Genomic DNA, 23570 nt, shown 5'->3' on the forward strand with positions numbered 1-23570 from the left:
GGTAACCTAACAGGAACCTAACAAATTCCTAATAATTATCTAACAAGTTTCTAACAAACAACAAACATTCATAATAGCGATGAAAAAGATTTATAGCAGTATTATGGCCGTAGCCTTATTCGCATCGGCCTTGTCATGTACCTCCGGCGGTAATACCAACGATGCCGGAACGCAAACCGCCCAAACCCAAGCCCTCGATAGCGACGGTATCCCTACGGGAGGCGAGTGGATCACCATGTTCGACGGCAAGACCTTGAACGGATGGCGCGGCTATTGCCGTCAGGATGTACCCCAAGGTTGGGTGGTTGAAGACGGATCGATCACCTATAAAGGTAGCGACAATAAGGCAGACACGGGCTTCGGCGACTTGATCTACGACAAGAAGTTCAAAAATTTCGTTTTCGAGATCGAATGGAAGATCGACAAGGCCGGTAATAGCGGTATCTTCTATACAGCGCAAGAAATTGAGGGTACACCTATTTATTACTCCAGCCCAGAATATCAGTTACTCGACAACGAGAATATGCCGGACGCATGGGAAGGTTGCGACGGTAACCGTCAGGCCGGTGCCGTATATGACATGATTATGCCGGATCCACAACCCGTAAAACCGTACGGAAACTGGAACAAGACGAGAATCGTTGTCTATAACCAACGCGTGATCCATTACATGAACGACGTGAAAGTGCTGGAATTCCAGTTCGGTACACCGGTATGGCGTGCGTTAGTGGATCATAGTAAGTTCAGCAAGTTCAGCACGAGTCCGGAGAAATGCCCGGAAGCTTACGACTTGATGCTACAATGCGGAAAACAACCGGGTTACATCGGTATGCAAGACCACGGTTATGGTGTTTGCTTCCGCAATATCCGAATCAAAGAGCTCTAAAATCGTATGAGAATAGAGATTTGTCAATCTTATGAGGCATTAAGCCTTAAGGCAAAAGAGATTGTTACCTCAGAGTTAGGGCAGCACAAGGCACTTACGCTTTGTGCCGCCACTGGGGGCTCTCCTACCCGGATGTATGAGTTGCTGGTAGAGGAAGCCGGTCGCCAACCGGAATTATTCTCCCAATTCACGGTACTAAAGCTTGATGAATGGGGAGGGATCCCGATGGACCACCCGGGTACGTGCGAGTCGTATCTACGGAACTATTTCGTAGGTCCGCTTCAAATCCCGGAAGACCGGTATATAGCGTTCCAAAGCGATCCGGAGAACCCTGAGGCGGAATGTGAGCGGATCCAACAGATACTGGATCAAAAAGGCCCTATCGACATTTGTATATTAGGAATAGGGATGAACGGCCATATCGCCTTGAACGAGCCGGCTCCTTCCTTGCATACGAATTGCCATGTGGCTCATCTGTCCCAGAAATCCTTGCAACATCCCATGATCGCCGGGGATACGGAGAAACCGGGATACGGACTGACATTGGGCATGGCGAATATCTTTCAGTCACGCCTGATTATCCTTCTTATCAACGGGATAAAGAAAAGGGAGATTACTCAAGCTTTCCTTGAACAGAAGATCTCGACGGAGTTGCCGGCCTCCTTATTGTGGCTGCACCCGAACGTGATTTGCCTGATCGACGGGGAAGCGGCGCATAGTTCTAATTAAGCTTTTACAATTATCATGAAATACGCTATCGCATTAGACATTGGAGGAACAAGCATAAAATATACTCTTGTGAACCAGAATGGCGACATTCTTTACGAATCGTCGGAAACCACACAATCAAAAGAGAATCCACGCCCATTATCCGATACCATAAAAAGTATCGTACGGAAAATGACAGACTACGCCCGTTCCCGGGATTGGGGGATTTACGGAATTGGCATAGGTGTACCTTCCGTAGTAGATAATGGGGTGGTTCTCTTTGCCAATAATCTTCCTGAACTAGATAACCAACAATTGGATCTTGCGTTAGCGGAATTTAATCTACCGGTATTCATCGACAACGACGCAAACCTTATGGGGTTGGGCGAGGTGATATATGGGGCGGCTAAAGGTCTCTCCGATATCGTTTTCCTGACGGTGGGTACCGGCATAGGGGGTGCCTTGTTCTTGAACGGCCGGCTTTATGGCGGCTACCGGAATCGGGGCACCGAACTTGGGCACTTAATTATTCATGGTCTGAATGGGAATCAATGTACTTGCGGAGCGTCCGGTTGCCTAGAGGCACACGCTTCCGTAAGTGCGTTGATCGCCTTATATCGGCAATTATTGGAGAAGAACGGACGGGAGATACCTTCCCGTATCGATGGAAAATATATAGTAGAGCGCTATAAAGCTCAGGAGAAAGAGGCCGTACTCGCTATGGAGGATCATTTCCGGAATCTGTCCCTAGGCGTAGCGAGCCTTATCAACATTTTCGCTCCGCAAAAGGTGATTATCGGCGGAGGCATTTCGGAATCCGGAGATTTCTACATTGACAATATACGGGAGCAGGTCGGGAAATACGTGATGAAGGAAACCTCGTACTTCACGACTATCGAGCTTGCCCGATTAGGAAATAAGGCCGGATGCCTCGGGGCGGCGGCATTGGTGTTTAATCATTGAATCTATCTATCATGAATAAGAATAATTGGATCGTACTCCTCATCTTGTGTATTTGGTTTGTCATTTCTTTTGTTACCAATATATTAGGCCCTATGCTACCGATGATTATCGATAGTTTTGGGCTGAGCCTGACATTGGCCGCTTTCTTACCGTTCTCGTTTTTCTTGGCATATGGCATCATGTCGATCCCGGCAGGAATGATCATCGAGCGTTTCGGGGGAAAGATTTCCTTATTGATCGCTTTCAGTCTGGCGTTTTTGGGTGCGGGGCTTTTCGTCATATTCCCGACCTACCCTATCGTATTAACTTCCCTTTTCGCTATCGGTCTGGGCATGGCGATGCTACAGGTGATCATATTGCCTTTGATGCGTGAGGCGGGTGGAGAGAAAAAATATGCCTTTAATCAGGTATTGGCCCAGATCGTATTCGGGGCCGCTTCTTTCATGAGCCCGTTCGTCTTGGCCGGACTTATGCGGAAATTAACCGGTGAGGATTCGGCAAACGACTTCTTCATCCGTTTCCTCAAAGGGATAACGCCGGAGAGCTTACCTTGGAGCTCGCTCTATTTTATCTTTACGATTGTTTTTGTCATCATGTTAGTGGTTATCTCTTATGTCAAATTCCCGAAAGTAGAATTAAAGGAAGATGAGAAGGCGGGAACGGTACAGAATTATAAGGAATTGCTTAGGCAAAAACAAGTTATATTCTATTTCTTAGGGATTATCGCTTATGTGGGAACCGAGCAAGGATTGGCGAATTGGATGAGCCTTTTCTTGAATATGTATCATGGGGTCAGCCCGGAAGGAGCCGGGGCTACTACGGTTGCTTGGTTCTGGGGATTGATGTCCATCGGCTGCTTGTTGGGATTGGTGATCGTTAAGTTAATCGACTCAAAGCTGATGTTACGTATCTTCTCGATGATAGCGATCTTTAATTTAGCGATAGCGCTCTTCGGTCCTACGCAAGTAGCGATTATCGCTTTCGCTTGTTGCGGCTTCTCGATCTCGATCATGTTTTCGGTGATATTCGCCTTAGCCCTTAACTCCGTGGATAAGCATCATGGGGCTTTTTCCGGTATCTTGTGTACGGGTATTTTCGGTGGGGCATTGATTCCGTTCATCATTGGTGGACTTGGAGATCTGATCGGGTTGCGCTATTCCATGTTTTTCCTATTTATCACGCTGGGCTATATCTTGAGTATTTCCTATTGGGCAAAACCATTGGTCAAGAATGAGACCGTCAGTCTTAAGGAATTGTTGAAGCAGTTAAACCGTACAAAATAAATATGTATATCTTTGGCCTATAAAATTATCATCCATGAAAAAAGAATCAATCTACCTCGTTCTGGCATTTTTTATACTTTGCGCTCACTCTTTATATGCGAATAAAAGCGTGCGGTTGGCTTCTCCAAACGGAAAGATCAAGTTTTCCTTGGCTTTGGATAAGAATAGCCCGGTATACAGCGTAACATTTAATAAGCAGACCTTGATCCAAGACTCCCCATTGACGCTGACTTTCGATAATGGGGCGTTCGGGGAAAATGTAAAGATCAACAAACCCGTGTTCAGCACGAAGGAAGAGACCTACGAATTGATCGTCGGTAAGGCGAAACATATACATAGCCTTTCCAAAGAGGTAATCATCCCGCTAGAGGAAACCGTTCAGCCTTTTCGCAAGATTAATCTGGTCGTAAGGGCTTTCGATGACGGTATCGCCTTCCGCTATGAGTTTCCGAAGCAAAAAGGATGGGATTCGTATATCATGTATGACGAGGGAACCACCTTCAACCTACAAAGTAACCCGAACGTAACCACTTTATTCCTCCCCAACTACCAAAGTTCCCACGAAGGTAAATATACGGTCACGGATTATACCGACATGGATAATAAACGATTGATGGATATGCCCGCCCTGTTCTCTTTCCCGAACCATGTTTATATGGCGATTACCGAGGCGGCGGTTCGTGATTACGCCGGTATGTACCTATGGAAAGAAAACGGGGCTCTTCTCGGGAAACTATCACCTAAACTGGGACAAGAGCGTATCAAGGTAGAGGCATCCCTACCCCATCAATCCCCTTGGCGGGTCTTGATGATCAGCGATCAAATCGGTTCCTTGATAGCGTCCAATATCCTTACGAATCTCAATGAGCCTTGTAAGATAGAGGATACGTCTTGGATTAAGCCGGGTAAGACTACTTTTACGTGGTGGAACGGAAATGTCGTTCCGGATACGACTTTCCTTGGCGGAAACAATTTACCCACGAATAAATATTACATTGATTTCGTAGCCCGTAACGGATTGGATTATCACTCGATCTACGGGAACGCCGAGCAAGCTTGGTATGACGAGGATGGAGCCGGATTCGGTTCTCCGGGCCCGAAAGCGGACATCTTGAAAGTCGTTCCGAGCCTTAATATGCAGGAGATTTGCGATTACGCCAAGAGCCAAGGCGTACGTATCCATTTATGGACCAACTGGAAGCCTCTGTACGCGAAGATAGACGAGGCTTTCGCCCAATTCGAGAAATGGGGAATCGCCGGTATGATGATCGATTTCATGGATCGAGACGATCAAGAGATGATCCGCATCCAAGAAGAGTTCTTGGCGAAGGCGGCCAAGCATCATCTATTCGTGCAATTCCACGGAGCTTGCAAGCCGTCTGGATTGAACCGTACCTATCCCAATGAGTTCACCCGCGAGGGTACGCTTAATTATGAGCATTGTAAATGGGACAAGGATACCGATGCGGATCATGACATCCATATGCCTTTTACCCGTTTATTAGCGGGAGCGACAGATTATCATTTAGGTGGTTTCCGCTCTTTGCCAAGGGATAAGTTCAAGAACCAAGAACGTAACCCTTACGTAATGAGTACCCGTTGCCATATGTTAGCGATGTACGTGGTATTAGAGAGCTATCTCGGCATGATTTGCGATACGCCGGAGGCTTACGAGGGACAACCGGGATTCGAGTTCCTGAAAGCCGTGCCTACGACTTGGGACCAAACAGTCGTTCCGAACGCTTCCGTCAATGAATACGTAACGATCGCCCGCAAAAAGGGAGAGGATTGGTTTGTCGGTACGATCAATAACAGCCAAGCACGCAGTATCGATGTAGACCTCAAGTTCTTGGATAAGGACAAGAAATATAAGATAACGATCTATAAAGATGCTGAAGATACGAATATAGACTCGAACAAACTCGTAAAAGAGGTTAAGGAGATCACCTACAGGGATAAAATCACCCTTCCGCTGGCCTCCGACGGAGGATCGGTCTTTCATATTCAACCCATCTGACGCAATCCACCCACTGCAACCCGGGTTGCAGTGGTACTGCAAGGCTGATGCAGTAATACTGCAACGCCCATACAGTAACGCTGCAACGCCCGTGCAGTAACAAGACACAAAGCTTTCGGATAAAAGCAAGTATTGGAGGAACCGGAACAATTGATTACTTTTGTCCTCAAAAGTATATAAATGAGTTACAATTGGAATACACGGACGGAACTTTTGTTTGGAGCCGAGCGTATGGAGCGCTTATCCCGTAGCCATGTATTGGTAGTTGGGTTAGGAGGTGTGGGAGCTTATGCCGCCGAGCAGATTTGCCGGGCCGGAGTAGGAAAGATGACAATCATAGACGCCGATACGGTAAACGAGAGTAATATCAACCGCCAATTGCCCGCCCTTCATTCCACCCTAGGGATGCCGAAAGCCGAGGTCGTAGCCAAGCGTTTGCTCGATATCAATCCCCAGTTGCAACTAACCGTCCTAAATGAATTCCTGCGAGACGAACGGACGGAGGAGGTACTCCTATCGGCCCCTCTCGATTTCGTGGTAGATGCCATCGATTCCCTAAGTCCCAAAGTATTCCTCATGTACCAGGCTTATATCCATAAGATACCCATCGTGTCCTCCATGGGGGCGGGCGCTAAGGTAGACCCGTCCTTGGTACGGATTGCGGATATCTCCAAGACAATCAATTGCGCCCTTGCGAAAGCGGTGCGGAAACGGTTGCGTCCTCTAGGCGTAAGCAAGGGGATTCCCGTCGTATTTTCCACCGAGTTCGCCGATCCGGACGCCGTGATCGAAGTTGAAAACGAAACATGTAAACGTACGACCACGGGAACGGTCTCTTATATGCCGGCCACGTTCGGTTGTTTCCTTGCCTCGCACGTCCTAAGAAACTTGATATGATACAAACCGAAGGAATAACGAAAAGTTTCGGAGCCTTACAAGTATTGAAAGGCATCGACCTCACGATAAACAAGGGCGAGGTTGTCGCTATCGTAGGCCCTAGCGGGGCGGGTAAGACAACCTTGTTGCAAATCATCGGCACGCTCGACGCACCGGATAGCGGGCGGCTGGTTATCAATGGCACGGAGACAAGACGATTGGGCGATAAGGAATTGGCGGCTTTCCGCAACCGGAATATCGGCTTCGTCTTCCAGTTCCATCAATTATTGCCGGAGTTCACGGCCTTGGAGAACGTGATGATCCCGGCACTGATCGCCAAGGAGAAATCGGCCGTGGCCGAGAAGCGAGCGAAAGAGATGCTGGACTTCCTGAAACTCTCCGATCGCATGGCACACAAGCCTGCCGAGCTATCCGGCGGAGAGAAGCAACGGGTAGCGGTAGCCCGTGCGCTTATCAACAATCCGGCGGTTATCCTAGCCGACGAACCTTCCGGAAGTCTCGATACCAAGAACAAGGAAGAATTGCACGCCCTCTTTTTCGAGTTAAGAGACCAGATGAACCAGACGTTCGTCATCGTGACGCATGACGAACAACTGGCTACAAATACAGACCGTGTAATCCATATTAGAGATGGAGTGGTAGAAGCTGCTTATTGAACCCGCAGCTTCACCGTCTTCTGATCGTGGGCGATCTCCGTACGGATAATGTAGATGCCTCCCGGGAGATCGAACGTATAAGTCGGACGAGCGGGATATAAGGTACGTACCAAACGACCCATCGGTGTAAACACTTGTATCCGCTTCAACGCCTCGCTAGCACTGGCCACTACCCTACCCGATACGGCGGAATAGACAGAGATAGATTCCGCACCGCCTACCCCCTCATTACCAGTAGGCGAGCCCGCACTTAGGAAATAACGTCCATGGCTGCTGCCGTCCAAACGCAAGGTATACGTATCGTCCGACAACTCCGTACTTTTATGAGTTACGGCATCGTACAGGTAAAGCGTCTCCGCCCAATCGCCGATACCCTCTATCGTCAGTGTAACCTCGCCCTTACCCTCGCCGGCATATACGCCAAGGGGCACTTGGTCGATTCGTCGTGCTACGTTCACGCCCACGGCACGAGTCCCGGCAATAGTGTACACCTGCGGGATCTCCTCCAGTTCCGTATCCAGCAAGATTACGGCATCCTTATCTGCCTCATAGCTGTTCGTAGCATCATCCTGCCGCGTCAGCAAGGCCGTGCTGCGATATGCATCTCGCTCCGCTGTCAGCCTCAAGACCGGGTTCTTGGCCGTAGCGGTACGCAAGGAAGAAGAGACCTTCTCCGGCTCTCCTTGCATCATGGAGGGATCGAAATGAACGACCTTCAGATCGGCACCGGTTGTCGTACCTTCCGCTTTCGTTTTGGCCGCATCTTTCAGCTCTACAAAGAAGGCCTGCATAGGGGCGATAACGGCTCTGGAAGTAGCATCAGTATCTCCATTTTCCCATGCCACATCAGGCGTACCGACAACAAGACCCTCTCCAATCTTCGTATCCAATGTCCAATATTTTTGCGCTAAGATAGTCTCATTCTCTTTCAAGAAACGAACGATATCCAACGGATACATATACGGATTACCCAACAGGAAGTGCTCACCGTCGCCATCAGCAATGACACGGACGGTTCCATTATCCGTATTCCACCATTCTTCCGTTCCATTCGCATCTGTCAATACCATCTCGATAGGCTCGTTATCCGCCAGCTTGCCGGCATTGATCCGTTCCGCTAAAGTCGGGGCTTTGGTCATGGCTTTTGTCAATGGCTCGTATTTGTACCCCGTATCCGCTTTCGGTAAGCGTACCAATACTTTCTCGCCCAAGCCGGTCGCATTCTTCTTTTCTACGCTGGCATAGAATCCCTTTCCCAAAGCGTAGGGGACGTTCACATCATTGTATTCACGGCTCCAATTGGATTGGACTATCTCGTAATTCTTCTTGTCTAATTCATCGTTCCCCAAAATCAGATTGGGATTCTTATTAAGATTCGGATCTACCGGATCGACCTCACTCTTCGGCACGTACATCGTGATCGCCTTGTCCCAGGCTTTCTGGTAGAAGGCAGGGGCTTGGCGGTCGTTGTTGGCCGTGTTGTATTTGATATCAGCGAAGGCGTAGGTATTCTGTCGGCCCGTGTTCTTTACGGTGTACATATCACCGGCGAATACACTTTGCAAAGGCGATGCCATCCAATACTTCGCATCAGGTGTCATCTCGAATTCCACACGGGCGGTGTCGTACGTCAGGAATTGCTGACGGCGTAACTGCGCCTCGGGTTTGAAATAGATGGCCTTTACCTTATTTATATAGTACGGGGTTACGATCGTACTATCTCCGTCTTTGTCTACCGCCATATCATATTGGATATACTTGGTAGCCTTTGATGAGTTCGCTTCGGGAATCTGTAACAAATGATCTTTCGTCTTCAAGCCTTCCAATTCCAGCGTCTGCCCTTCCGGGATCGTGATACGGGTGAAATGAAGCGGGGCGAAGGCGGCGGTCAAGTCTGCATCATTGCCGTTGGCATCCGCATTGTTTGTTCCGTTTGGATCTATATACAATTCCCCTTTCGTAGACTGATGCCAGTTTCCGTCATTATACCATACTTCGGCATTCGGGCCTTTCCACGTCAAGTATTCCGGTACGATCTTGATAAGTAAGGTAGCATATCCCTCGCAAGAGCCTTCTACGAAAGTTCCGTTCTTATATTCACCGAATGGAATATAAAGTGAATAGATTTGCCCTTCAGCGAATTTTTCATAGGCACCCTCCTCAAAGGTCATCGAGAATAACCCGCCGCCATTATCAGTTTCAGTTTCAGCTTTCGCAGACAAAGCCGTCAAATTACCTACCTCTATATAAGTCTGTCCTTGCCGCAAGAATATAGTCGTAGCGTTACCGTTAGGTTTACCCAATTGGTCAGATCCTTCCATACCCATTGTCAAGCCTCTTCCTTGAATAGGAATATTGGTTATGCTTCCCTCCACGATATTCGGCAAGCCGATACGCAGGGGCACATTGGGATAATGCTCCATATCTTTCGGGTACTCCACATCCGGAAAGCCGGCTAACAATGTCGGGGCGGGAGCGGCTTCCAATGTTTTTTCCTGAGGTTGTTCGCAGAAAAGCCACTCGCGTCGATTGCCTTCAATAATTTTCTCTGGCAGATAAGGAATCGCTACCACTTTTTTTACCCAACGGAATTCCGCATATCCAAACTTCCCGCCAATCACTAATTTTGGCTCTGTGTCCACATCACCTAAGAGCAATGTCTTCAATTCCTTAATTAAACGCTGATCCGTATATTTGTCTTCACAATACTCAATCAAAGCTTCCGCCGGGAAAGACAAGGCTTTCTTGTCATCAAGAAGTTGATCTCTATAAGACCTCAATATCCCATCTAATGATTCCCCATACCTCTCATTGAACGACGCAAATTCCAGCGAGTCGCCCAAGAACCAATCGAACGTATATGAATAATCCTTGAAAGCTTCTATCTCTTTAAACTTATTCAGTTCCCCTGTCGGATTTTGGTTATCATCTAACTCTTCAACCCATACGGTCGCTTCCTCAATCTGACTGATCCGTCCCTCGCAAGCAATCATGCCCTCCGGCAAATCACTTTTGGTATTCGCTACGACCGTGAAGGAAGGGAGTACGGTGAAAGGGGTGGTCAGCAAGCAAGGATCTTGGAAACTACTTCCCGCATAGGCATTCGGGAAATCCACGACTTTATCGCTAGTAACTGTCGCGGCCGCACTAAAGATTACCACATCATACTTACCGGAGGCAGGCTCTACCTTCGTCCCGCTTCCGTAAGGTCTCTCACCTTTATATCTCAACTCAGTCTTGTCCACATCAATGGCACTTAAATGGATGATGTTTGAATCTTCCCCATCCCACCAAGGCACACGAGGACGAGAAATACCCATTACCGAACAAACGGCTCGTATCAGTTCTTCGTATATATCGTCATATCCATTCATTATTCTATCTATCTGGTCCCCTATTGTTTGCGGATCAGGAATGTTATAGTCCCATTCTGAGTCTGATTTACCACAAAGCTTTCCTAAATTTTGTTTCAAATATGCGATATACTCATCTTTCGGGAACGGATCCCCATTTGTTTTTTGGGCACCCTCTTCTATGTCCTTATCCCAAACTCCTTGCTCAGCTGCATCATATAAGAAATCATTGATCATACGCAGGTTTACGACAATTTGTCGTCGCATCGCAGTTTCATAATTTGTCAGATCCTCAAATCCTTGATGCTTTAACCCATCTTTAGTCGGAACGATAATACGATACACTTTGCTTCGGTTGTTATAGTTCTCATTCTTATAGTCCTTCAAATCCGTATTCAATGTAATCCAATCGTATGGTTTATCTATAGCTCCGGTTTCCCTTTTATCGGTAGCTCCAATATAAACGTTGCCGATCGTAGGATTAAGATGACTTTCCCTTTCCTTTGGATCTCCACCCATCAAACCATAGCGGTATTTCCATATATGCTTTGAATCTTCCGTTATTTTATTCCCCATATTCAGATCGGACAATACATCCGGATTAATGCTCCAACCCATATTCTTGAGCAGAAGTTCGTAATCCGTGGCAACGGTCAAGTTGGCAGAAGAGCACACGTCTACTCGCTTTACGTCGATCTTGGGCTTGGTACGGTAGATACGCAAGCCGTCGATAGCGTAATCCGCGCCGTTAGCATGGATTGTGTTGTTTTGTACCTCCAGATAAAACTCTTTATATACACTAATATTTTGTACTAAAGAGAAAGTATAAACTAACTGTTGCCATTCACCGAGACAGTCATCTCCATCTATCGCATCACCGGAAGTAAAGCGATGCAAAATATCCTCTTTACCATCCTCCTTTCTCCCAATAAAAAACAGATTAATATTAGGAGGAAGATTCGCTGTACCTTTACCTGTCATATCATTCACCCAAAAGTTCACTAAAAGTCCCGTATTCGCACAGATAGTTCCCTGATCTAACGGGATTTTAACCAAACGTCCCGGCAAGTTCGCAGCATCCACATAATAGAAATATCCTAATTTTTTACCTTTTGTATTATAATAGGTTCGATCATATACTTCTTTATCCACACCACTATTAGCAAAAAACCAAAAATTTTGTCGGTCATCATAGAAGACTTCTTTCTGTTTGGATATACCTTTAACATTTGCTGTACGGAACAATCCATATTGGTTTTGAAGTGTTTGAAAACGAGGATCCCCCCCCCATTTACCATATGCTTTTTGTATTTTATAATTATAAGGCGCATAACCTGTCATGTCCCGCTCTAACCAATATCCTGCAGTGTTTTCTTCAGTAGGGAAACCAATATTTGATATATTTCTCAGAGGTTCGGCCTTTAACTCTTCAATCGTTATCGAATCTTTTCGGTCGAAGTTTATATAACCTATCAACTCATAAAGTTCCTGATTATCGTCCGGATTTCGCGCTGGATACTTCGACCTTTCCGGATCTTTTTCCAACATAAAACCGGCACCCTTCTGCTTAATAATATTATACCGATAAATCAAGGGACTCTGATTCTCTAATGAATCAACCGCCCAAATCGTCAACTTCGTAGTATCTTTAGTAAAAGATAAACTGTCTACCATTGTTTTCCAACGATTCAACTCTTTTACAGTCCCATCTATAGCATATTTATACTTCTCCCCCACAATGAGCTCTCCGTCTGTATACCAGGCATAGTTATTAGCGGTCATACCTATTTGCACATTGACATTTCTCGCATCCTCTGAAACATACAAATTTTCTTCGATAAAAGGTTTATCAAGGATATTAGCACCGGAAGTTTTAATCCGTTCCGCAATTTCAGATGCAGGCCGAATTATAAACTTATAACGTACTGAAAGTTCAGGTTCGGTAAATGTTCTACCATCTGCGCTTATTTTATAATCATCCGCATTCAAGCTCACATCGCAAAAAACACTATCCTCTGCCACTACATCCATATCATATACGACAGTAGAAGCTCCTGTCGCATAATTACCAGCATCTTTATTAAAAAATCCTTTATACCAAAACAGAGAAGTATCAATCTTTCGTAATGATGTCCTATAAAGCTGATTACTTAATGAACCTCCATCTACATAAGAACCATCCGTCATAGGATTTATATCTTTTCCTGTTATACCCTTGCTAGTCAAATTCCCATTTTCATCAAATCGATACCAACGGACATACCAACGATAATTTTGATCAGTACTTCCATCATTGTTTCTCAGCTCGGGTATAAACAACTGTTTCTCTTTGCCTTTCTGAAAATACACCGTATCCACACGCTCCGAAACAACTTGACGTTTGCCAAATTTATATTCTATTTTTGTAATCTGCGCCGGCGCAACCGCACTAACAGACAAGATCAACAAGCAAGTTAATAACAAGGATTTATATCGTAGGTTGATTGATGGTTTCATCCGTCGGGTCCTCCTTTCTTAGTTTTAGTTACTATATTATGGTTATTGTTTGTAATTTCTTATCTTGATGGTATAAGGGATTTGCATCTCTTGCTTCTCCTGATCCACGTAATAGTTTATAATGAGCGTGAGGATGACCGTGGCCTCCGCTTTTCCACCCAGTTCTTGGGTATGGATCGTGAAGGAGCCTTTCTTTCCTTCCTTGACCGAAGCCTCGGGAAGGTAGAAACGCTGTTTCTTGTCACAATCCTCTCCATTTACGGCCGTAATAAGGTGCTTATCATCATCTTTCACTTGGATCGAACTAAATTTCACCGTTTCCGGGACTGTTTCATCCTGCGGGAGACCTTTGATCGTGAAATCTCCTGTCACGCCTTCTATCCTAGATATCTCGAAACGGATCGACAAGTCACCGGCGGCTTGCAGGGTATGCTCAACAGGCGTCAGTATCTGCACGCCCGTCTTCTCACCATAGACCAAGGCGGTCGGGTAGACCCCGATGGGGAGGCGTTGCTCGGCTACTTCCAATTTCGTCGTGATGTTGGTTATCAAGACAGGGATGACCAGCAGGTCATTGCGGCGTACGAAGTCGAAGCCCGTGAGGTGCTCCGTACGAGGGCGGCCTTCGATCTCTACACCGAGGTGGATGCCACCGCCGTTCTCTCCGACGGCCGCATTGGTTTCAGGAATGTAGCGAATATAAGCTCGTTTACTACCGTTCTCGCCGTCCACAGGTTTGGCTTGTATTTCTTTTTCATTATCACCGGGTTTGATAGATTCAGTATAAAGATCCTCTAGACTTACTACAGAAGGATTCGCATCTTTCGGAAAAGATGGAACCAAAGGCTCTTCCAAGTCCTTGTCATCCTTAAACTCCAAATAATTCTCATTTCCCCAAGGCAAGAGCCAAATCGGCAGGCTTCCCTTGCGGAGGTTCATGATGTCCAATCGGTTTACGGTTATGGATTTATCTAAGTTATTGGTTATCTCCACTTGCACCTTGCCGATCATGCGGATCAAGGGAATCTCGAATTTGTTCTCTGCCGGAACGGGCAATACCGTATGCTTTTGGGCGTAACTGCTCATAGGGATGCGCTTTCGAGACGCTTCCTCGCCTCCGAATTTACCCTTTTTCTCCTCATTCCTTGTATCGATACTCGTTCCCGAGTCCAATATCTTCACCTCCGACAGTTCCGCCAAGGAATGTGCCCCGGTAATTTTTTGATACAACGATGTACCATCTTCCAGCGACTGCAAATTGGCGAACGCATAAAAAGAGTATTTGCCGAGAGGCAACTTCATCTCTACCTCCGTACGAGAATCAGGATTATTGATACCCGGCGTCCACGTACCATTGCTAGATGTATATCCGGCCAATTCAACGTTCTCATCATCATACGCCACCACCAGCCAGTCCGTGATGTCTCGCTCGTATTGATCCTCTTCCTCTTCCCAAAAATCCGCCTTCGTCATCATCTCGCCGGCTTTCGTTTGCGGCGGTCGTGCCGAGCGGGAAGTCCGCAGGGTGATGGTCACGACACAACTGTTCGGGTCATCGTTGGGGAGATCGCCCCCCCGGTCTTCGCCGCAGGCTACGCAGAGCCAGCAGAGGCAAAGACCGGCGGCGACCGCCATCAATTGGTTATATAGGGTATAACGTCTCATCATTCGCGCTATTTAATAAATCTCAGTTTACAATATACCATCGTTGATACGGATCACCCAGTCTTTCACCTGTATCTTGAAGCAGGCGTACCCTACGATCGTAGGGTCTTCCGGATCAGGCCCATCGGGATTATCCGGGTTGTCAGGATTGTCAGGTCCCGGCGGATCCGGAGGCGTAGGCTTATCCGGGCAATCGGGGCATACCTTCGGCGTAAGGAAGAAGATGATCGAGTACTCATCCTGCCGGTCCAGATACTCCTGCGGGGAGATACGGTGCCCCTCCATCTTGGTGAGAAGGAGGTAATCGTTGAGGTTCACGTTCAGCACATCCTTCTCCCATCCGTGGTGACGGATGATGAGGCGGTAGTTGCGACCCGCCATCAGGCGCATGGTGTTCATCTCGGCCACGGCCACGTATTGCCCGCCCACGGTAGCGCCGGGAGTCGGGTCGGCTCCCAGCTCCACGTTCTCCGTATAATAAGGCAGGTAGTGGATGGTGGGATCTTGCAGCAGGGAATTGTCGTAATCCATATACCCGTTGTCGGCCACGATCCGGAAGGAGAAGTTATTCACGTCCATGTCCTCCCCCATCACGTTTTGCAGCACGACACGTAGCTTGTTGGTATTCTTGGCGAGGCTGATCACCTTCTCCTCGGGCATGTCGCGCGTCACGGTGAAGGTATCGAGGCTATGCCAAAGCGGGTGCAGCTCGTTGGGTTGTGTCGTATCGTCCTCACGCAAGGTACGTACCTTGACGTCTTGCGCCCTCTCGACAGCCCGCGACGCCTCGGCGGGATCGTTCCACGCGTAACTGCCCTTGTCCAGCCCGGCCCAAGAGACTACCTGATAGGTACCCGGCTCCATGTCGAGGGCGATGGAGTTCCGCTCGTCCAGCTCGCTCTTCTCGATCCGCCGCTGGAAGAGGAAGTTCCCTTCTTGGTCGCAGAAGAAGAGCGTAACGAAGTCTACCTCATGCTGGAAAGCGTCGGCGAATTTCATATTATAGTCGTACTTGAAATACAGCCGGAACTCGCAAAGCGGCAGCGAGTCGTCGTGTATCCAATCGCAAGCGTATAGCCCCACGGACAAGGCAGCTACGCCAATCAACTGTTTGCAGGTATGAAATAAACGGTTCATAATCATTTTATTAAGATACACAGTAATCCTCCGCCCGTACTACCGGGGATGGAGGTAAACCATGATGCCCATTATAAGGTTCTTATGATGGGCATCGTAAGGTGGCTTGGATGGGCATCGTAAGAAGCTTACAATGCCCATCGTAGGAATCCCCCGGAGGGGTAGGGTTAAATAATGATGTCTTTGTTCGTACGTTTCACCCAATCTTTCACGTAGATGGTGACGTCGATGGTAACATCATCCGTCTCATCCGGTTTGTCCGGCGTATCCTTACCCGGCGTGTAAGGCAGCGGGTCACCTAAGCCACGCACACCCGTCACGTACAATTGGTACACGTTGTTACGCACGATACAGAACTCCATCACGCCCATCATACCATCGTTCCCGTTATCGTTATGACGGATCCAGAACTTGTAATAGCTCTTTCCGCCTTTGTATAAGGAAACGTTGTAGAATTGGTACAAATTACCGATCTGATCCGGGGTGAAATCATTCGGATCAGTGTAGGTATCAGGGAGATGACCACCGCCATTCTCATTTTGTTTCTTTCTAAATTCAGTATAGCATAGGAACGTTATTAGCTCTTCCTTCCAGTTTGTTTCGCCCTTAATCATGTCACTAAGATATTTCTTAAACGCGATCTCAAATCCGTTCTGATCAGACATGGAATTAATCGCCTTTTGTACATCAGCAAAATTCGGTAATGTTACCCCATCCCAGCCATTCATTAAGCCTTTCAATAAATTAGGATTCGAACCCTCTTCCAAATTAAATGCGCAAGCGGCAACAGACGGAAGATCTTTATAGACAGAACGGACAGTCGCACCCTCACCGTTCTTATGGACTGCCAAAAGGAATGTTTTATTGTCATCTAAAGGAACAGACTCAATAGAACCCGTTTCTTGATTATAGAAACTGACTTTAAAATTATCACTATCTGGCATAAACTCAGACTCGAAAATAACGCCGGTAGAATAACCATTTACTTGCGCCTCACGATCCAACGTGTTCTCCTTGGTGTACACGACGGGGTAATATATTCTATCATTCAATCCTTTATAAAAAGCTTCAGTATTAGCATCAGGAATCTTAGCCATATTCTCAACCCTATTTAAGTCTTTGTTTTCCGGATTAAAATAGTTGATATAAGAGTCCTCGAATTGAGTCCAAGGATCATCGCCTTCATTCATAGGTACCTTTTTTCGGTTGATCGACGGATCCAGCACATAATTATAAGAGCCATCCGCATTATTTAGCACCGTCATAGACCATACTTCATCACCCAAATATTTAAAGTCATTACCACTTTTAGTATAACTTCCAACCATCGCATCCGTTAAACTTGACCCTTCGCCAAAGTTCTTTGTCGCTTTAGGAGAGACCTGCTTAAACACGTAGCAGTTACCCTTCCATTGGTTCACGACTTTGTAACCCGTCAATTTGAATGAGCCTTTATTCTTTACCGGAGAGCTTTCGAGTATTTTATCTGTCTCTAATACAGCAGCATATCCCAAGTCGATACGTGCGGCCATACGCTCCACGAATACGGTTGTTGTCGCCGGTTTCGTCTCATCTGTATTTTCCACGGAAATGCGAACAAGCGAATTCCCTATGCCATCTACGCCTTTCATCTTGTGCGTAGACATAATGAAGTGATCCGCTTTCGAAACCTGATTAGTGCCAGTCCATAAATCCTTTAAAGTTACTCTGTCTCGTAAGTCACCCAAAGTAGTAATACCCTCTATTCTATTTCCGGCATTAACTACTGTAAAGACTTGATACGTATGTCCTTCTGTTGTCAGCTCCTCATTCATCGTCACCTTCATCGTCACTTTTCCGGCACTGTCATGATTAGGCTCGCCACCTCCACTCGGATCAATACCGGTCTTAGATTCATACCAACCCTGTCCGGCAATCTCTAAATTTTTATTTGCGTCATCATTAAAGAAGTCCAAGGGGTTAGTGCCAAATGTATTACCGTCATATTTCACCAAGAAGATATTAACATCATACACCTTACCCTCATTAGCGCCATCGAACTCTTCCAAGAAACCGTTGCCGTCCTCGCCCCATCCGGCACCACCGTCATTAGGATTAGAAGGAGTTCCTCCCGCCTTCGTCAATGCCCCCTTCGACACCGTGGAGACGTTCACTGTCATATAGACTTTGCCGCCATCGTCCTCACCACCGGAATTGCCTCCGTTTTCGATATCATCGGAGCAACCCGTAACCGCCAGCAAGAAAGCGGCGGCCGCGCTTAATAAATAATTCTTTTTCATGTTTCTCATCCGTTTTTATATTTGACACTCATTATTATCATCCTGCGATCACGACTCTCGCCATCAATCAGCCAGTTCCTCCCGCTTCGCGGCGATCTGCCTCAAGTTCTCCTCCACCTGCGAGGCTACGGAAGGATCGTCGGACAACTTACCCAGTAGAGCCTCCGCCTCGTCCAACCGGTTCTCCAGCATAGCGATGGCCGCCTCCGCCAAGGTACGCTCCGCGGAATCGGAAGTCTTCGCCAAATAACGACGGGCCGATTCCAAGCGACCTGCGTCGATCGCCGTAAGGGCGGCGTTCAGGTTCGACACCGGATCGTCCGGATACATACGCACGGCAATCTCGAACACCTCGCGGTAAGTGTCGCTACCCGGTTCCATCGTCTGCGCCACCTGAAACATCTCATTTAGACTCAACTGCCTAGGGTCCGAATAGATCAGCTCACGGGCCTCCTCCACCGTAAACGAACGGATCGTGTAGCGCACCGCGTAATCCGAATGGCGCAAGGCTGGATAAATATCGCGCAAGAGCACCCGATACGAGGCCCCCCCGTTCAACGCCTTCAGCTTCGCCTCGCGGCGGTCGTAATCCTTCGGTTCGTCCGCACGGATGATGGCCAGCAGCTCCTCCTTGTCCGCAAGCGAGGAGTTCTCCACCCGTTTCTCCAATCCGGCCCAGTCCTCCGGCTCGAAATCCACTGTGAAATGGGCCTGCTCAAAGTGGTAAAGGCCCTTCACATATTCGATCAACGCCTTGGCGCGATGCTCGGCCAAATAAGTGTTATGCTTATAGGTACCTTCGGGCGATGCGAAACCCTTGATATATACCTCCGTGATGGTAGCGTAAGGATCCTCCTTCACCGACGACACGGTCTCAAGGATCTTGCGTAACTCCGAGGGATTGTCGCGATACTCGGGATATATCTCCGTGCGGTTTACCGGGAAGTCGAGGAAGGCACTTCCTTCCTTCACACGCTCTTTCACACGTTCCGCCTCCGGCGTGACGTAGGCCAAAAGCGGCTGCAATACCACAGGCTCCGCAATTCGGATCGGGAAAAGCGGCGACTTATCATTACTCAACGCCTCCCAGCCGCAACCGCAAAAATCGGTTACCAGCGACACCTCCGAACGCTCCATCCACTTGACGAAAGGAATGGAGGCATAGTAATCGAACGTCTGTTCCTTCCCATTGTAACGGCGTAAGACACACCCCCCGTTCGCCGTCGCGTCGCGCCCGGACCGGTCGTACTGGATCTGGCGGTTACGCCCGTTCACGATCACGGGAGGCAAAGCCCTTACGCTATCGCCCCGCTCGATCAGCGGCGTACAGACCAAACTCCGGTTGGCCGGTAGCGACAACTCGTCCAACGCTAGTTTCATATCAATTATCAAGCGATCGCCCACATGCTCCACCAACCGCTCCTTCACGACGATGGCGGTAGCCGTCTGCTGCGCCTGTACGGGAATCGTAGTACCCACACAACCGGCCAAACAAGCGATCCCAAGTATCATCCATCCTTGTAGATTCTTCATTTTTCAGTCCTCCATCGATTTAAAATTGGTAAATGAGATTGATCGCCGCCTGCGTAGGCCCGAAGTAATGCTTCTTGATCCCTTCTTGCTTGCGGCCGCAATTCGCGCAGGGATACTTGTCCGACTTCAAGTACAGATAGCCCACGCCCACCGTGGCCTCCAAGTTCCAATGGCGAGACAGCAGCCACGAGTATCCATAACTGATACCGGCTCCCGCGCCCCATCCCTGGTGACGCTCGCCCTCTGTACCCAGCCATTTGATATCGGCTACATTATATAATAGGTACGGAGTATGCACGCCGAGGAAATGGCCGTTAAACGTCTCGCAAAACCAATACCTCAACTCCGGGTGCAGACGCAAATGCTTCAGTGAGCGGCCATAACTCCCATCATCGTTCTTGCCGCTGAACGGATTCAAGCCTGCCTCCAACTCAAGTGTCCAATGACGGGCGAGATAAACTTCAGCCCCCAAATTAAACGTGGCAGTAGCCCAATAAGGAATATTGCTCTTGATCCCAATCATGGAGCCTTTCCCTTCGACCGGCACCCCCTGCGCTCTCGAAAGAAACGGGACTGCCAACAAGAATAGCATGAAAATCGTCTTCTTCATTCTTTCTTATTCATTATGGTTGTTAATCTTATATCTTCTCACCCTTCTGCCCCTCAAGACCCAACTTCCTAAAATCAACTAACGGCAAGAATGGCCCGTGGACTTATTTATGGAATAAGGTTTAGCGTTTCAAAAACGTCAGCGGAGAATAAACGTTAAACAACATTTTATTGTCGTTTATATAGTATATCAATAGACCACACGGAACGTTTCAGAAAAACATGTACATGTTTTCCTGAAAAGACGTACATGTTTTTTGGAAAACACGTACATGAAATCCAATAAATATTATGGTGTTTCTATACAGCTATCAATCAATGGCTTACATATAGGCCTATCCAAACGAGCTTATTGTATTATTTGTTTTTGATATTCAGGAGGAATTTGTAGAGTATAGAAATTCCTCTTTAGTTGAGAGAGTGAATCAATAAAGGTGAATATGGTTCATTTTAAAGACATAGCTTCCCCTAAATTCCTTATTTGGTGAAAAGAACTTGACAATTTTAATGCAGAAAAGTTGTGATAATAAAATATTTATTATGTATTTTTGTGAACTAATAGGGAGGAAGTTACTATTTTAACGCTAAAACTCCTTATTCCATAAATAAGCTCACAAACCATCCATCCTTTTCTCAAGAATCCGATTTACAGAGCCTATCACCTTCATGTTCGCATGAGCCAAACGTGATATATCCAATTCTTCCAGATAAAAACGAGTCGTTTTCTCCGACGAGTGCCCCAACGCCTGGCTGATCAAGGCCATCGGCATATCGCAACGTAAAGCTTCTGATGCCCAGCTATGGCGAACAACATACGACGTAAACGGATTCGGTAACCGTAAAGTTTGCCCAATCCGTTTCAGCCGGGCATTATGCCGAGCCAAGCTACGCTTATACCTCAAATGGTCCGGATTCCCGGGCGGAAGAATCGGGAACAAATACGGTGATCCGCTCGCTCGCTGCCGATCCGCGTATTTCCGGATCAATTGCAACATACTACTGGTTATCTCCAACCGGATCATACGTCCTGTCTTATGACGGTGATATACCAACTCATTTCCCCGGATATTCTGCCTCGTCAAGTACGCTATATCCACAAAAGGCATCCCGCAAGCCATAAAACTGAATAGGGAAAGATCTATCGATAATTCCACTTGCGGGTCATCCGCCACCTTGATCTGAGCAATTTGCTGAAACAAAGACGCAGGAATCGCACGCCTCGCCGTCATCGCACGCCGGAGTTTCAAATTCTCAAACGGATAATACGACGCAGGAATCAACGACTCTTGGCAAGCCGTATTATAAAGCGCCCGCAAACTACTGATATACGTATTTACCGTATTAGTAGCTAATCCTTTTCCCTGAAGATACGTGATGAAATCTATCACCAACGCACGATTCAAATCGGCCAAACAGAACCCCGGGTTCTTCACGAATCTTAAAAAATGCCTTACGGCCACCTCATACAACTCAGCTGTCCCTTCTTTCTTTAACTGCCGTTTCATGTCTCTTCGTTTTCCCATATAATCCATCAATGAGATTGCTAACTTTTTCTTACGTCCTCGTTTCATACTCCTTTCACTAAATTATTTATACTTTACACGAACAAATTAATTCAAATTATTACTTTTGCTCCTGAAAATAAGAAAATAGGTAACAATTAAAAGCATAAAAGCAACAATAAATAATATGGCAAACAATCGAGTCACATTCGGTAGTAAATTGGGCGTAGTACTAGCTACCGTAGGATGCGCCGTCGGATTGGGAAGCGTATGGCGCTTCCCGTATATGCTGGGAGCAAACGGAGGTGCGGCCTTCCTACTGGTCTACATACTTTTCATGATATTCTTGGGCATTCCGGTAATGATAACCGAGTTTTTCATCGGCCGGCATTCCCGCAGCAACACGGTGGGTTCTTTCAAGAAAATGGCTCCCGGTACAAAATGGTGCTGGATTGGGTACAACGGTATCTTGGCCGCGTTTTTGATCTTAAGTTATTACTCGGTCGTCTCCGGTTGGACGCTTGAATATGTTTGGCAAACGCTAAGTGGCCGTTTGTATGGACAGCCGGATATAGACTATACGGCCGATTTTCAGGATTTCGCTTCCAATGTCTTCCGTCCGATCTTTTGGATGGGCGCTTTTATCGGGTTGACTCACTTCGTGATTGTCTCGGGTGTAGAAAAAGGTATCGAACGGGCCTCTAAGATCATGATGCCGCTTTTATTCTTGATCTTGCTGATCATGTGCGTACGTTCCGTGACCTTACCGAACGCTGAGGCCGGATTGCTTTTCCTTTTCAAGCCAGACTTTAGCAAATTGACTTCCTCAGTGGTCTTGAGCGCACTAGGACAGGCTTTCTTCTCTTTGAGTTTGGGTATGGGCTGCTTGATCACTTACTCCTCTTACTTCGGGAAAGATACGAATATGCAGGCCACCGCTTGGCAGGTGACAATCATTAATACGCTTGTCGCCGTATTGGCCGGTATCATGATATTCCCGGCGGTATTCAGTTTCGGCATCACCCCTTCCGCTGGCGCGGAACTCGTGTTTATCACGTTACCGAACGTATTTGGGCAATTACCGCTGAGTGGCTTGTGGTCCTGTATTTTTTATATCTTGCTAGCGATGGCGGCACTGACTTCCACGATCTCTTTACATGAGGTAGCTACGGCCTACGTTCTTGAGGAGTTCCATATGACACGCAAGAAAGCGGCTTTGATCGTTTCCTTAGGAGTCTTTTTCTTAGGTATTTTCAGTTCACTCTCATTCGGGGTGATGAAAGGATTCACGATTGGAGGCTTGGCCTTTTTCGACGCGCTGGATTACTTGACCGCCAAGATCATGCTACCGCTGGGAGGTATGCTCACTTGTATTTTCGTAGGTACACGTGTCGATAAAAAAGTATTGAAAGCCGAGTTGACCAATGAGGGGACTCTTAAGTTCCGTCTTTTCGGCGCTTACGTATTCTTTATGAAATATGTGGCCCCAATCGCCATCGGTATCGTATTCTTGAACGAATTAGGGATCTTGAGATGGATTACCGGTAAATAATACCGAGAATTCCTTGTCAATAGAAACGGAACTT

At 47.2% G+C, this 23570-nt stretch carries 15 protein-coding genes; 8 read left to right on the forward strand and 7 right to left on the reverse strand.

Annotation, left to right across the window (positions count from 1 at the left end; genetic code table 11):
* The first annotated feature begins 79 nt into the window (after window positions 1-79).
* The 7 genes from ACESPU_RS07075 (at window position 80) to ACESPU_RS07105 (ending at window position 7410) form a co-directional block, all read left to right on the forward strand.
* Entirely contained in the window at window positions 80-886 is an 807-nt protein-coding gene (locus ACESPU_RS07075; protein ID WP_005863943.1) for a DUF1080 domain-containing protein, read from the forward strand.
* A gap of 6 nt (window positions 887-892) precedes the next feature.
* The gene (locus ACESPU_RS07080; protein WP_057317643.1) at window positions 893-1615 is read left to right on the forward strand and encodes a galactosamine-6-phosphate isomerase; all 723 of its coding nucleotides are present in this window, start codon (window positions 893-895) and stop codon (window positions 1613-1615) included.
* 15 nt (window positions 1616-1630) lie between these two features.
* Entirely contained in the window at window positions 1631-2557 is a 927-nt protein-coding gene (locus tag ACESPU_RS07085; RefSeq protein ID WP_005863941.1) for an ROK family protein, read from the forward strand.
* Window positions 2558-2568: 11 nt separating this feature from the next.
* Window positions 2569-3840: an MFS transporter gene (locus ACESPU_RS07090; protein ID WP_005860621.1), complete on the forward strand. Its 1272-nt coding sequence runs from the start codon at window positions 2569-2571 to the stop codon at window positions 3838-3840.
* A 34-nt stretch (window positions 3841-3874) separates the two neighbouring features.
* Window positions 3875-5857, forward strand: coding sequence for a glycoside hydrolase family 97 protein (locus ACESPU_RS07095; protein ID WP_146375857.1), 1983 nt, complete (start codon window positions 3875-3877; stop codon window positions 5855-5857).
* A gap of 180 nt (window positions 5858-6037) precedes the next feature.
* Entirely contained in the window at window positions 6038-6754 is a 717-nt protein-coding gene (locus tag ACESPU_RS07100; RefSeq protein WP_036611158.1) for a ThiF family adenylyltransferase, read from the forward strand.
* Window positions 6751-7410, forward strand: a complete 660-nt coding sequence (locus ACESPU_RS07105) for an ABC transporter ATP-binding protein (protein WP_005863932.1) — start codon at window positions 6751-6753, stop codon at window positions 7408-7410. The genes ACESPU_RS07100 and ACESPU_RS07105 overlap by 4 nt, the downstream gene beginning before the upstream one ends.
* On the opposite strand, the gene ACESPU_RS07110 is transcribed toward ACESPU_RS07105, so the two are convergent.
* The 7 genes from ACESPU_RS07110 to ACESPU_RS07140 form a co-directional block, all read right to left on the reverse strand.
* Entirely contained in the window at window positions 7404-13259 is a 5856-nt protein-coding gene (locus ACESPU_RS07110; RefSeq protein WP_373133224.1) for a hypothetical protein, read from the reverse strand. The two genes, ACESPU_RS07105 and ACESPU_RS07110, sit on opposite strands and share 7 nt — an antisense overlap.
* A 42-nt stretch (window positions 13260-13301) precedes the next feature.
* Window positions 13302-14927, reverse strand: coding sequence for a hypothetical protein (locus tag ACESPU_RS07115; protein ID WP_192918730.1), 1626 nt, complete (start codon window positions 14925-14927; stop codon window positions 13302-13304).
* Window positions 14928-14951: 24 nt separating this feature from the next.
* Window positions 14952-16061: a FimB/Mfa2 family fimbrial subunit gene (locus tag ACESPU_RS07120; RefSeq protein ID WP_373133225.1), complete on the reverse strand. Its 1110-nt coding sequence runs from the start codon at window positions 16059-16061 to the stop codon at window positions 14952-14954.
* 167 nt (window positions 16062-16228) lie between these two features.
* Complete coding sequence (locus ACESPU_RS07125; RefSeq protein ID WP_373133226.1) at window positions 16229-18340, reverse strand: Mfa1 fimbrilin C-terminal domain-containing protein; 2112 nt, start codon at window positions 18338-18340, stop codon at window positions 16229-16231.
* Window positions 18341-18403: 63 nt separating this feature from the next.
* A complete protein-coding gene (locus ACESPU_RS07130) occupies window positions 18404-19873 on the reverse strand; it encodes a DUF3868 domain-containing protein (RefSeq protein ID WP_270646190.1) in 1470 nt (489 codons plus the stop codon).
* Window positions 19874-19892: 19 nt separating this feature from the next.
* Window positions 19893-20483: a DUF3575 domain-containing protein gene (locus tag ACESPU_RS07135; RefSeq protein WP_005863920.1), complete on the reverse strand. Its 591-nt coding sequence runs from the start codon at window positions 20481-20483 to the stop codon at window positions 19893-19895.
* A gap of 610 nt (window positions 20484-21093) precedes the next feature.
* The gene (locus ACESPU_RS07140) at window positions 21094-22053 is read right to left on the reverse strand and encodes a site-specific integrase (protein ID WP_122145556.1); all 960 of its coding nucleotides are present in this window, start codon (window positions 22051-22053) and stop codon (window positions 21094-21096) included.
* Between the two features lie 118 nt (window positions 22054-22171).
* Between ACESPU_RS07140 and ACESPU_RS07145 the strand changes: the two genes are divergently transcribed.
* On the forward strand, window positions 22172-23536 hold the full coding sequence (locus ACESPU_RS07145) for a sodium-dependent transporter (protein WP_122144398.1): 1365 nt from the start codon (window positions 22172-22174) through the stop codon (window positions 23534-23536).
* Window positions 23537-23570 lie beyond the last annotated feature (34 nt).

It is taken from the genome of Parabacteroides sp. 20_3 (assembly GCF_964238835.1).
Lineage (GTDB): Bacteria > Bacteroidota > Bacteroidia > Bacteroidales > Tannerellaceae > Parabacteroides > Parabacteroides distasonis.